Here is a 12761-nt window from a genome sequence, read left to right on the forward strand (position 1 = left end):
GGCGACACCCCGATGAGCAGTCCGCCGTATCCCGAGGATCTGGAACGACCGGGCCTCGTGCGCACCGGCCGGTCGACGTTCGTCCGGCCCGTCCGGCCGGAGGACGCCGACCGCCTGGTCGCGTTCGTCGGCGGGCTGTCCCGGGCGACCCTGGCCTACCGTTCGCTGGGCCCCGTGGTCCGCGCCCGCGACGACGTCATCCGGCGCGGCGCCCACGTGGACTACCTCAACGAACTGGCGCTGGTCGCCCTCGCCGGCGACGAGATCGCCGGTCTGGTGCGCTACGTCCGCGATCCCGAGGAACCGGAACACGCCGAGGTCACCTTCACCATCCGCGACGACCACCAGAGCGAGGGGTTCGGCAGGCTGCTCCTGGAGCACATCGCCGCCGCCGCGCGCGCCCGGGGCATCCGGGTCCTGGAGGCCGACGTCCTCGCCGACAACACCCGCATGATCAACGTGTTCCTCGGCTCGGGCTTCCGGGTGGAGTCCGGGCCGCCCGGTCAGATCGTCCACTTCGAGATCGCCGTCGACCCGCAGGCCCAGGCCGTGGCCCGCGCCGAGCGTCGCGAGCACACGGCCGTACGACGTTCCCTGCGCCCGCTGCTCGAACCCCGCTCGGTCGCGGTGATCGGCGCGAACCGCAGCCCCTTGACGATCGGCCACGAGATCGTCGCCAACCTGCTGCGGGGCGGTTTCCGGGGCTCCGTGTTCCCGGTCAATCCGCGGGCCGAGCAGGTCGCGGGGGCACGGTCGTATCCGAACGTCCGGGAGCTTCCCGAGGTCCCGGACCTGGCCCTGGTCGCCGTGCGGGCCGAGGCGGTCCCCGATGTCGTACGGGAGTGCGCGGAGGCCGGCGTCAAGGCCGTGGTCGTTGTCTCAACTGGCTTCGGGGAGACGGGAGTCGAAGGCCGGGCGACCGAGCTGGAGCTGGCGCGCTTCGCCCGTGCCTCCGGGATGCGGCTGGTGGGCCCGAACTGCATGGGCGTGGTCAACACGACGCCCGCGGCCCGGCTGGCCGCGACCTTCTCCCCCGCGCTGCCGATGCCGGGCCGGGTCGCGATGTCCAGCCAGTCCGGGCCCCTCGGGCTCGCGGTGCTCGACTTCGCCCGGCGGCTGCGGCTCGGCTTCTCCGGGTTCGTGTCGGTGGGCCACGCCGTGGACGTCTCCACCAACGACCTGCTCCAGTGGTGGGAGGAGGACCCCGAGACCTCGGTGGTCCTGCTGCACGTCGAGACCTTCGGCAATCCGCGCCGCTTCGCCCGCGTCGCGCGCCGGGTGGCGCCGCGCAAGCCGATCGTCGCGGTGCACCCGGGGCACGCGGACGCGGCGGTCGACTCGCTCTTCGCTCAGTCCGGCGTCATCCGTACCCGCAGCCTCCAGGAACTCTTCGACGTAGCGCTCCTGCTGGCGCACCAGCCGCCCCCGCCGGGCAACCGGGTCGCCGTGATCACCAACGCGGGCGGGCCCGCCGCGCTGACCGTGGGGGCGTGCGAGGCGAGCGGACTGCGGGTGCCCGTACTCGGTGAGCGCGTACGGCACTCCCTCCGTACGGCTCTCTCGCCCCGCGCGGACGTCACCAACCCGATCGACCTCACGCCCACAGCCACCGCCGCGCACTACCGGCAGGCGCTGGACGCGGTACTGGCCGACGACTCCATCGACGCCGCCGTGGTCCTCTTCATGCCGCCGCTGGCTGACAAGCCCGACGAGGTGGCGGCGGCGATCCTCGACGCGGCCGAGGCCGCGCCGGAGAAGCCGGTGGTGGCGAGTTTCCTGGGCGGGGCGGGCGTCGCCGATCTCCTGCACCGGGGCGAACTCGTCGTACCGACCTACGCGTTCCCCGAGTCCGCGGCGACCTCGCTCGGCCACGCGGCGGCGTACCAGGCGTGGCGGAGCACCCCCGCGGGAGTCATACCGGACCTCGCGGGGGTCGACACGGACCGGGCCCGCTCGCTGATCGCCGGGTGCGCTCCCGGAGCCGTACCGCCGCAGGCCGCCGCCGAGTTGCTGGACTCGTACGGCATCTCCGTACGGGACACGCACGCGCCAGGCCCGGACGCGTTCCTCTCCGTGCGCGCGGACCCGGTCTTCGGCCCGGTGATCGCGTTCGGTCTCACCGGTGACTACGCCGACCTCATGGCCGACGTCGCCCACCGGATCACCCCGCTCAGCGACCGCGACGCCCGCGAGATGATCCGCTCGCTGCGCGCAGCCCCGCTGCTGGACGGCCGTGTGGGCGGCCCGGGTGTGGACCTGACGGCCCTTGAGGAGACCGTCCTGCGGATCTCCGCGATGGTCGAGGACCTGCCCGAGATCGAGTCCATGGACCTGCGACCGGTACGGCTGCTGCCGCCCGGGGACGGCGTCGCCGTCACCCACGCGACGATCCAGCTCAGCGACGACACAAGGAAAGGTGACCCTTCATGAAGGTCGGCATCTACTTCGACATGCGCAACCCCCCGCCCTGGCAGCGGAGTTGGTCACGCGTCTACGGATTCGCCCTGGAGATGTGCGAGGAGGCGGACCGGCTCGGCCTCGACTCGGTCTGGTTCTCCGAACACCACGGCTTCGAGGACGGATACCTCCCGCAGCCACTCACCATGGCGGCCGCGGCAGCGGCCCGCACCGGCCGCATCCGCCTGGGCACCGCGGTCATCCCCGCGCCCCTGCACGCGGCCCCCGAGCTCGCCGAACAGGCCGCGATCGTCGACATCATCAGCGACGGCCGCCTGGACCTCGGACTCGGCACGGGCTACCGCGTACCCGAGTACCGGCTGTACGGCGCCGATCTCGCCAAGCGCTACTCCACGACGGACCAGCGGGTACGGGAGATCCGCGGCCTGTGGTCGGAGTCCCTGGTCACCCCCGGCCCGGTCCAGGACCCGCTGCCGATCTGGCTCGGCTACCAGGGCCCGCAGGGCGCACGCCGGGCCGGACGGCTGGGCACCGGGCTGCTGTCCCTCAACCCGGCACTGCTCACGCCGTACCGGGACGGGCTCGCCGAGAGCGGCCACGACGTGTCGACGGCCCGGATGCAGGGGTCCTTCACCACGTTCGTCACCGAGGACCCCGACGGCGACTGGCCGGTGGTGCGCGAACACCTGGCGTACCAGTGGGACAGCTATCGCCGGTACATGGTCGAGGGGACCGACCAGCCCGCTCCCCGCCCCATCGACCCCGAGAAGTGGCGGGAGACGGGGCTGCGGGCGACAGGTGTGGGTCAGTTCCTCTACGGCACCCCGCAGGACGTCGCCGAGGCCATCAAGGCGTACGTCGCCGGGTTGCCGGTCGAAGGGGTGTTCCTCTGGGCGTCGCTGGCCGGGATGCCCGAGGAGATGGTCGCCCGCCAGGTCCAGCTGATCGCGGGGAAGCTGCGGCCGCTGCTCGCCGATGTCTGACACGAGGAGTTCGAGCATGTCGATGGGAACCGGTGAGACCGGAGTGTGGGCGGGGTCGGACTTCCACGAGCCGCCGCGCACCCCCGGCGGCGTGGCACTGTGCGGCGCGTGCCGCGTCGCCGGTTCCTGCCGTCTGGGGGTCGAGGGCGAACGGCTCGACGAGGACGGCAGCGCGGTCTTCGAGCTCGTCTGCCCGCGCGACCAGGAGGGCGGGCCCAATGTCGCGCACGGCGGTTGGACGGCGGCCGTACTGGACGACTGTCTCGGTCATCTCCCGCTGCTGCACCGGGTGTTGAGCGTCACGGCGGAGTTGAGCGTCAGCTTCGTGAAGCCGGTGCCGGTGGAACGGCCGCTGGAGGTCCGGGCCCGGGTCGAGCGGCGGGAGGGCCGGCGCTGGTACATCGCGGGCGAGATGGTCCTGCTGCCGACCCGCGCCGTACTGGCCCGGGTCTCCGGGATCTGGGTGACCCGGGACCAGGGCCACTTCGCGCGGCACGAGGCGTGGCTGGCCGCGCAGGAGGCCAAGGGCGAAGGCGCGGGTCAGTAGGACCGCAACCCCATGCTCCGGGCGATCCCGTTGCGCTGGATCTGGCTGGTTCCCCCGGAGATCGTGGCCACGATCGACTCCCGGTAGCGGAAGCTCATCACGCTCTCGGTCGAGAAACCGTGCCCGGCACACACCTGCATCCCGAGCCGGGCGGCCGCCACATACGTCTCCGACCCCTTCAGCTTGGCCATCGAGCCCTCCCGCGTGCACGGCCTGCCCTGGGCGAGCAGCCAGGCGGCGCGGTACGCGAGCAGCCGGGCGGAGTCGATCTCGGTCTGCAGGTCGGCCATGGCATGGGCGAGGGCCTGGAAGTTCCCGACCGGACGGCCGAAGGCGTGCCGGGTGCGGGAGTACTCCAGCATCTCGTCCAGCGTGGCCTGCGCGGCGCCCAGATAGCCGCCGGTGATGATCACCTTCTCCAGTTCGATGTTGGAGAGCATGACCTTCCAGCCCTCGTCGCGCGGGCCGACGAGGTTCTCCTTCGGGACCAGAGCGTCGTTGAAGAAGACCTCGTTGGTGCCGAGGATGTGCCGGGCGAGCGTCGGCGTGCGGCGCACCTCGACGCCGTCCGTCGCGGGGTCGACGAGCAGGAGGCTGATGCCACCGTGCTTGGGCTCGCGGGGACCGGTCCGCACGTAGGTCGCGATGGTGGTGTCGGGCAGGCCGCCGCCGGTGCACCACGCCTTCTGGCCGCGGACGAGGAAGTGGGCGCCGTGGTCCTCGGCGGTGGTGCGCAGGGCGGCGGCGTCGGACCCGCTGTCCGGCTCGCTGAGGCCGACGGCGAGGCGGTGGCGCCCCGTCATCACCTGCTCACGGATGAAGTCGCGCTGTGCCTCGTCGCCCCACCGGAACACCGTGATCCCCGGGATGAGCACGCCGATGTAGCACATGGCGACGTCGAAACTGGACCGCCCCAACTCCTCGGCGATCAGGATGAGTTCGAGCGGGCTGCCCCCGTCGCCGCCCTCCTCCTCACTGAACGGGAGGGAGAACCACCCCAGATCGGCCATACCGCGGAACAACTCGGGCGGCACGACGCCCTCCTCGTCCCACTGCTTGGCCTTCTCGGCCGGGCACACGTCGGCGACGAACTGCCGTGCCGTCGCGCGCAACAGGTCCTGCTCGTCGGTCAGCCCGAAGTCCACGGCCACTCCTCGACAGCACTAGGCTATTCATCTATCTAATTATTCTATGTTAGCGGATAGGGCGGCCCGGTAGGAATGCGTCTCCCATGCTTGAGGACCTCGTCACCGACCGAGCCGTCCGCGACCACGTCACGGCACCGGTGGAGCAGTCCCCTTCCCGGGGGCTTGATCGCGACATCCTGAACAGCCCTGGAGGAACGGAAGTGCGGGAAACCCTGAACGGACGTCACAGCTCGGATAGCCTCGACAGTTCTTGGGGCCGAACTGACGTACGGCGCACATCACTTCGGGGGATCCGTGTCAGAACAGCGGCCGCTGCCACCGGACCTGGCGACGAACGAGGCCGCCGCACTGCGGCAGACCGGTGCCGCACCCCTGCGCCTCGGCGACCCGGGTCGCATCGGTCCCTACGCGCCGCTGGCCCTGCTCGGCAGCGGCGGTATGGGGCGGGTCTACCTCGCACGTCCCGCGGACGGCAGCCCCGGTCTGGCCGCGGTCAAGGTGATCAGGCCGGAGTACGCGGACGATCCCGGCTTCCGGCGCCGGTTCGAGCGTGAAGCATCGGTGCACGAACGGGTCAGCACATCGCACACACCGAGACTGTGCGGCACGGGCTTCCAGGACGAGTTGCTGTGGATGGCCACCGAGTACCTCCCGGGGCTCGATCTGGCGCACGCCGTACGGGAGCACGGTGCCCTGGAGACGGCCGCGGTCTGGCGTCTGGTGGCGGAGCTGGGGCAGGCGCTGGCCGACCTCGCCACCACGGGGATCGTGCACCGGGACCTGAAGCCGTCCAACGTGCTGTTGTCCGTCGGGGGCGCGCACGTGATCGACTTCGGCATCTCGAAGGCCATGGACGCCAGCACGATCACCGGCACGGGTGTCCGGGTCGGAACTCCGGCCTACATGTCGCCGGAACACCTGAGGACCGGCAGATCCGACACGGCGTCGGACGTGTTCTCACTCGCCGGGACACTGGTGTACGCGGCGGTGGGGCATGCCCCGTTCGGCGACGGTACGGGGGTCGACGTGATGCACCGGGTGGCGTTCGAGGAGCCGGACCCCGAGCTGATCGCCGAGATCTCGGCGGCGGACGCGCCGCTCGGCTCGCTGCTGACCGCCTGCCTGGCCAAGGAGCCCGAACGGCGGCCCACCGGGCAGGACTTGGTCAACGCCGCCGGGACGCGCACCGAAACGACCGTGTGGCCCGAGCCGCTGGCCGGCCAACTGCTGGCCCGGCAGCGGGCGTACGAGGTGCTGTACCGCCTCCCCGTCGCATCGCAGGCCCGGTTACCGTCTCCGGACGAACCGCCGATGGCGCTGCCGTCGACACCGGCCGGGCAGGGCGGCCGGCCTGGTCCGCCCGTTCCCGAACCACTGGTGGTGGCCGCCGACGCCGCCTCCGGCACACCATCGGCACGCCGCCAGGAGAGCCACGTCCGCACCTGGGCACGGAAGAAGTCGGTACGGGCCGTCGCCGCGGGCATCGCCGTCTGCGCGGTGGCCGCAGGGAGCTTCGCCCTCAGTCGCCACGACGCCCCGCCCGCCGCTTCCGGCCCGGGGACCGCCACGACGACCGGCCGCACCCTGCCCGGCGGCACCGCCTTCTCACCGACGCCCGGGGCCTCGGACGCCAGGACCGCCTCCGGCAAGAGCGTCGACGGCGCCGCGAACCCCGACGGCGCGGCCTCGCACCCCGAGGGCTCGGGCTCCGCCGCACCGGCGGCGCACGCCACTCCCTCCGCTCCCGATGCCGGCACCAGCGCCCCGGCCGACCCGACTCCCTCCTCGTCCCCGAGCGGTCCGCCCACCACCGAGCCCGCGACCCCGGCCTGGATCACGGACTGCACGTACTACCGCGGCAACGGACGCACGCGGCCGGGAGACACCGGCAAGCGTGTACTGCAGGTGCAGTGCATGCTGACGAAGCGCGGATACGACGTCGGGAGCACCGGCGTGGACGGCGACTTCGGCGCCGGAACCGAGTCGGCGGTGCGGAGCTTCCAGAGCGACGAACTGCTGGACGCCGACGGCATCGTGGGCCACGAGACCTGGCTCGCCCTGCGCAGCACGGAGTGATGCACGTGCCCCACCCGCGCGGTGGCACCCACTCCCGAGCCACCACGGCGACCACGCCCGTCCGCCCGCTTCCGGCACGAAACGCCGCCCCTCGCGCCGGCTCGTTCAGCGGGGTGTCTTGACGTAGGTGTACGGGGCGGAGACATACGTACTGTGATGATCCGCGGCACGCAGGGCGGCAGTGAGGCGCTCGCGCGGTTTGAGGCCGAGCTCGGCGGTGGCGTGCAGAGCGCCGAGAGCCAGGTCGTCCCCGGAGCCCACAGCGGAATATCCGTCAACGGGCTCACCGACTTGATAGTCGTCATGAATCTCGAAGAGACGGCCGTGGACGCCGACCAGGAAGACGCCTGCTTGTTCCTGCTCGGAGTCCTTGCGGGCCCATCCACCGTCCTTGAGGCAGGCCCGGACCGCGTTGATGAAGCGCGTGGCCATGAAACGGTCGAGGTCGCCTTCTGGGTGCGGGGCCTCGAATGCGTGGTGCAGGAGCTGACCCATACGGAACGAGGTCGTGAATCCGAGTACATAGGGGCCGTTGGTGAAGACCTTCGGATCACGGCGGATCGTGAGCTGCGACCCGCTGCTGCCTGCGGAGTCTCCGCCGAGATGGACGCGCCCGCGATGGACCAGGCCGACGATGACGGTCAAGTCACCACCTCCAGGGACTTGTCGGGTCCTTGTCGTCATGCATGGACCCGTTCTGCCCCCTGCCCGGCCGGAGCTACCACTTCCGCGAGGAGACGTGAAGGACGGCGTGCTTGCCGACAGCCCGTGCGTCCCGACTCCGGAAGAGCGAGCCATGAAAGGCTCGTACGGTCGCGCCCCAATAGGCAACGCAGATGCCGGTCAGACGGCTCCGACCGTCGCCCCGACCTCACGTTCACCGTCCCCGGCGGGCCCACCTACTCACTTCGGCCCACGCCTCCGCAGGCCCGGGCCGAACGCAACGGCTTCACACCCCCGCCCTTGCCCCGCCCCCTCCACCCACCTAGCCTGATTTTGTGCCGCAAATAAACAAACCCCGAACGCACAACGCCGTGCCGGGCGCCCCCACCGACCTGACCCGCCTCCGGATCACCCTCACCGCGTTCTTCGCCCTGGACGGATTCATCTTCGCCGGCTGGGTCGTCCGCATCCCCGCCATCAAGGAACAGACCGGCGCCTCCGCCAGCACCCTCGGACTCGCGCTCCTCGGCGTCTCCGCCGGCGCCGTCATCACGATGATGCTCACCGGCCGCCTCTGCCACCGCTACGGCAACCACCAAGTCACCGTCGCCTGCGCCGTGTTGCTGTCCCTCAGCGTCTCCCTGCCACCGCTCACCCACTCACCCCTCACCCTCGGCCTCGTCCTCCTGGTCTTCGGCGCGGCCTACGGAGGGATCAACGTCGCGTTCAACAGCGCGGCGGTCGACCTGGTCAGGGCCATGCGGCGGCCCATCATGCCCAGCTTCCACGCCGCGTTCAGCCTCGGCGGCATGGTCGGCGCCGGGCTCGGCGGACTGGTCGCCGGATTCCTCACTCCGACGCAGCACCTGTTCGGCCTGACCGTGATCGGCCTGCTCGTCACCGCCGTCGTAGGGCGCAACCTGCTGCGCCTGAAGCCCCCGGCACTCCCCGAACCCGCGGATCCCCCCAAGGACTCCCCGAAGCAGGAGACCGCGCCCCGCCGCCTCAACCCCCGCACCCGCGGCCTCGTCTTCACCTTCGGCCTGATCGCCCTCTGCACCGCCTTCGGCGAAGGCGCCCTGGCCGACTGGAGCGCCCTGCACCTGGAGCAGGACCTCGACGCCACCGCCGGCGCCGCCGCCATCGGCTACTCCTGCTTCGCGCTCGCCATGACCGCCGGCCGACTCACCGGCACCCGGCTGCTCGAACGCCTCGGCCGCACCCGCACCCTCGTGTCCGGCGGCACGACCGCCGCCCTCGGCATGCTGCTCGGCGCGCTCGCGCCCACCCTGTGGGCCGCCGTCCTCGGCTTCGTGATCACCGGGCTCGGTCTCGCCAACCTCTTCCCCGTCGCCGTCGAACGCGCCGGCACCCTGGCCGGCCCCGACGGAGTCGCCATCGCCTCCACCCTCGGCTACGGCGGCATGCTCCTGGGACCGCCGGCCATCGGCTTCATGGCGGACTGGTACTCCCTCCCCGCCGCCCTCACCAGCGTGGCCGTACTCGCAGCCGTCGCTGCCCTCATCGGTTTCCTCACCCGGCACGCCGCAGAGGGCTGATTCCGCGTCACCGGGCGCAGCGAACAAGCCAACGAGCGTGCCGCTACGGGCAGTTGGGGCCGACGAGGCACACGAGTCGCGCCACGGGGGAATAACGTGGGTGTCCACGGCCGATCTTCGACGGTTCCGTGGTTCTCACCGCGCACGCACAGGAGCTTCCATGACCGAAGCGGCAGACAACTCCGAGCAGGATCCGCTCGCCAGGTTCGACACCACCGTGCCGCAGTCGGCCCGGATCTGGAACTACTGGCTGGGCGGCAAGGACAACTACGAGGTGGACCGCGTCGCCGGTGACGCGTTCCGCGAGATCTTCCCCGGCATAGAGACCGGCGCCCGTGCCGCCCGGTACTTCCTCGCCCGCGCCGTCCGTCACCTGGCCGCCGAGGAGGGCATACGGCAGTTCCTGGACATCGGCACCGGGCTGCCCAGCGTGGACAACACCCACGAGATAGCCCAGCGGGTGGTCCCCGAGTGCCGCATCGTCTACGTCGACAACGACCCGCTGGTGCTGGCCCACGCCCGCGCGCTGCTCACCAGCTCCCCGGAAGGCGTCACCAACTACGTCGACGCCGACCTCCGCGACCCGGCCACCATCGTGCGCGAGGCCGGCAAGACGCTCGACTTCGACAAGCCCGTCGCCCTCATGCTGATGGGCATCCTGGGCCACATCGAGGACTACGACGAGGCGCGCGCGATCGTCCGGCGCCTGGTGGACGCCCTGCCCTCCGGCAGCTACCTCGTGCACTACGACAGCACCGACACCAGCGAGGCCTACGTCGACGCCATCCGCCAGTACAACGAGGGCGGTTCGATCCCGTACATCCTGCGCAGCCCCGAGCAGATCGCGGGCTTCTTCGAGGGTCTTGAACTGCTCGAACCGGGTGTGGCCTCCTGCTCGCGCTGGCGTCCCGACGAGAGCGCCTGGGGCTTGCCGGCGGAGGTGCACCAGTACGGCGGTGTCGCCCTCAAGCGCTAGCCCCTGCCCGGCAGTTCAAGTCTTCTGACGGATCACGTCTCCTGAAGAATGCGATGCAGGATCGTCGGAGTCTCCTCCGGCGATTCCGCCTCCACCACCAGCCGGTTCATGACGTCCCAGTAGCACTCGATCTCGGTCGGCCGGTCGGGGTAGAGGGCGGTGACCCGCTGCTCCAGGTAGACCATGTCGGGCAGCCGGCCGCCGGGCAGCCGCAGGATGGTCACCGGCCCGGCCTCCCCCGCGTGCCCGCCCGCGAGGAACGGCATCACCTGGACGGTGACCTGCGGCAGCCGGCAGATCTCGATGAGATGCCTCAACTGGGCCCGCATCGTGCCGATTCCGCCCACCGGGCGTCGCAGCGCCGCCTCGTCGATCACCGCCCAGAGCTGTGCCGCCGGCCGCTTGCTCAGAATCCGCTGCCGTGTCATCCGCAGCTTGACCCGCCGGTCGAGTTCCGCACCGCCGGCACCCGCGTGGGTGAGCCGCAGGGAGGCGCGCGCGTAGTCGGGGGTCTGCAGCAGGTGGGGAACGCGCTGGACCTCGAAGCAGCGGACGAGGCTCGCCGCCTGTTCGGCCCCGAGGTAGGCCCGCGCCCACGTGGGCACCACGTCGTTGAAGTGCTGCCACCAGGCAGGGGAGTTGGCCTCCTCGGCGAGGGCCAGCAGGGTGGCCCGCTCGGCCTCGTCCGTGACGCCGTAGAGCGTGAGCAGGTCGGCGACGTCGCGTGGCTTGAAGCGGTGACGGCCGGCCTCCAGGCGGCTGATCTTGGAGCGGGAGGCGCGGATGGCCTCACCGGCGACCACGCGGGCGATGTCCCGGTCCTCCCGCAGTTCGCGCAACCGAGCGCCCAGCACCAGCCGCGGCACCACGGGGCCGGCCGACAGCCCGTCCAACGGCGTGGTTAAGACCTCATCGGAACCCATGCACGATCTCCCTGCGGTGAACTGCCCTTGCACGCCCACGAGTTGTACGTCTACGACGTGCACGCCCACGAGCGCTGAAGCCAGCCATCCTAGAGGGCCGCCGGGCCCGCGATCTTCGACTTGCCGGAATGATCTGTACCTTTACGGCCAGGCCGACACCGAGATATTTCCTATACGATTTCGCGCGCGGCCAGCCCCAGCGACAGACGCGGGCTTGGCCCGCCGGAGTCACAAAACCCCTATTCACCAGACCAGTTCATGCCGCAAGCCTTGACGCGCCCGACTTCCTCCCCCACGATCGCCGCATCGATTTCCTATCTGATTCCTATCTGAATCCGCAGGGGTGGGTCATGCGCTTCCCAACCAGATCTGTCCTGCCCGGAGTTGTCGCGGTCGCGCTGCTCGCGACGGGGACAGCGGCCTGTACCTACAAGAACTCCGGTGCGCAGTCCGGCAGTCAGGCCGCGCCGGCCGCCCGGACCGGCGCCGGCGCCGACCTCGTGGACGGCTCCAAGACGAAGGTCGCCCTCGTGCCCGGCGGCGCCCACCCGTACTTCCAGCCCTGGAAGACCGCGGGCGCCGCCGCGAAGAAGACGTACGGCCTCGGCGCCGTCGCCTTCGACGAGACGGCGGAGTGGGACCAGCAGAAGCAGAACAACCTGCTGTCGACGCTCGCGGCGCGCGGCTACAACGCGTTCGGGGTGTTCGGCGTCTCCCCCACCGACATCAACTCGACCTTCGCCGACCTCAAGTCGCAGGGATTCCCGGTGGCTTCGCTGGGTTCGTGCCCCGCGGGCGACAAGAACGACGCCGACTTCTGTCTCTCCACGGACGTCCAACTCGCCGCCTACAAAGCCGCGAAGGCGGCGATCGCGGCCATGGGCGGCAAAGGAACCCTGGTCCACCTCACCGGCAACAACGTCGACGCCAATACCCAGTTGAGGATCAAGGGCGTCGCCCAGGCCGTGCAGGAGTCGGGCGGCAAGGTCAAGCTCCTGCAGACCATCACCGACATCGACACGGACCTGCAGACCGCGCAGAAGGCGGTGTCCGACCTGATGGCGGCGAAGGGCAGTCAGATCACGGGCATCGTCGCGACCGCCTACAACCCGGCCGTCGCCGCCGCCGACGTCGTCAAGTCGTCCGGGTCGAAGGCGAAGGTCATCGCCATCGACGACGACGCCAAGATCCTCAGCGGCATCAAGCAGGGCACGGTCACCGCCACCGTCGTACAGAACCCGGTCGGGCAGGCCGAGATCGGGATCTGGGCGCTGGCGCTGCTCCAGACGAAGCAGTGCACGGTGCGCTCCCCGGGCGTGAAGGTGGACTCGGGTTCGTTCGTCGTCACCAAGGCGAACGTCGCCGGCTACGACAAGGCGCGGCAGGCGAAGACCGCCGAGCTGAAGAAGCAGTTCGCCGACAAGATCCTCTCCTGCGCCTGACGGCCGACCACCGCTGATGGCCAACT

At 70.8% G+C, this 12761-nt stretch carries 10 protein-coding genes; 7 read left to right on the forward strand and 3 right to left on the reverse strand.

What is annotated here, in order from left to right:
* The first annotated feature begins 12 nt into the window (after window positions 1–12).
* The 3 genes from OG496_RS08385 to OG496_RS08395 are packed head-to-tail and all read left to right on the forward strand — an operon-like array spanning window position 13 to window position 3948.
* Window positions 13–2430, forward strand: coding sequence for a GNAT family N-acetyltransferase (locus tag OG496_RS08385; RefSeq protein ID WP_405970247.1), 2418 nt, complete (start codon window positions 13–15; stop codon window positions 2428–2430).
* On the forward strand, window positions 2427–3401 hold the full coding sequence (locus OG496_RS08390; protein ID WP_405970248.1) for an LLM class flavin-dependent oxidoreductase: 975 nt from the start codon (window positions 2427–2429) through the stop codon (window positions 3399–3401). The genes OG496_RS08385 and OG496_RS08390 overlap by 4 nt, the downstream gene beginning before the upstream one ends.
* A 16-nt stretch (window positions 3402–3417) precedes the next feature.
* A complete protein-coding gene (locus OG496_RS08395; protein ID WP_405970249.1) occupies window positions 3418–3948 on the forward strand; it encodes a PaaI family thioesterase in 531 nt (176 codons plus the stop codon).
* Here the strand turns inward: OG496_RS08395 and OG496_RS08400 are convergent.
* On the reverse strand, window positions 3942–5093 hold the full coding sequence (locus OG496_RS08400; RefSeq protein WP_405970250.1) for an acyl-CoA dehydrogenase family protein: 1152 nt from the start codon (window positions 5091–5093) through the stop codon (window positions 3942–3944). The two genes, OG496_RS08395 and OG496_RS08400, sit on opposite strands and share 7 nt — an antisense overlap.
* 297 nt (window positions 5094–5390) lie before the next feature.
* Here OG496_RS08400 and OG496_RS08405 point away from each other — a divergent pair, with 297 nt between their 5' ends.
* On the forward strand, window positions 5391–7172 hold the full coding sequence (locus OG496_RS08405; RefSeq protein ID WP_405970251.1) for a protein kinase domain-containing protein: 1782 nt from the start codon (window positions 5391–5393) through the stop codon (window positions 7170–7172).
* A gap of 105 nt (window positions 7173–7277) precedes the next feature.
* On the opposite strand, the gene OG496_RS08410 is transcribed toward OG496_RS08405, so the two are convergent.
* Window positions 7278–7817 carry a hypothetical protein gene (locus tag OG496_RS08410; protein WP_405970252.1) on the reverse strand — a complete coding sequence of 180 codons (540 nt, stop codon included), beginning with the start codon at window positions 7815–7817 and terminating at the stop codon, window positions 7278–7280.
* A 389-nt stretch (window positions 7818–8206) separates the two neighbouring features.
* Between OG496_RS08410 and OG496_RS08415 the strand changes: the two genes are divergently transcribed.
* Together OG496_RS08415 and OG496_RS08420 are read left to right on the forward strand one after the other, a co-directional pair.
* The gene (locus OG496_RS08415) at window positions 8207–9394 is read left to right on the forward strand and encodes an MFS transporter (protein WP_399393098.1); all 1188 of its coding nucleotides are present in this window, start codon (window positions 8207–8209) and stop codon (window positions 9392–9394) included.
* 160 nt (window positions 9395–9554) lie between these two features.
* Window positions 9555–10370, forward strand: coding sequence for an SAM-dependent methyltransferase (locus tag OG496_RS08420; RefSeq protein WP_366495244.1), 816 nt, complete (start codon window positions 9555–9557; stop codon window positions 10368–10370).
* Window positions 10371–10402: 32 nt separating this feature from the next.
* Here OG496_RS08420 and OG496_RS08425 read toward each other — a convergent pair whose 3' ends face one another.
* Window positions 10403–11293 carry a helix-turn-helix domain-containing protein gene (locus OG496_RS08425; RefSeq protein WP_405970253.1) on the reverse strand — a complete coding sequence of 297 codons (891 nt, stop codon included), beginning with the start codon at window positions 11291–11293 and terminating at the stop codon, window positions 10403–10405.
* 350 nt (window positions 11294–11643) lie between these two features.
* Between OG496_RS08425 and OG496_RS08430 the strand changes: the two genes are divergently transcribed.
* Window positions 11644–12735, forward strand: a complete 1092-nt coding sequence (locus OG496_RS08430; protein ID WP_405970254.1) for a sugar ABC transporter substrate-binding protein — start codon at window positions 11644–11646, stop codon at window positions 12733–12735.
* The last annotated feature ends 26 nt before the right edge of the window (window positions 12736–12761 follow it).

The organism is Streptomyces sp. NBC_00988 (assembly GCF_045162645.1).
GTDB lineage: Bacteria > Actinomycetota > Actinomycetes > Streptomycetales > Streptomycetaceae > Streptomyces.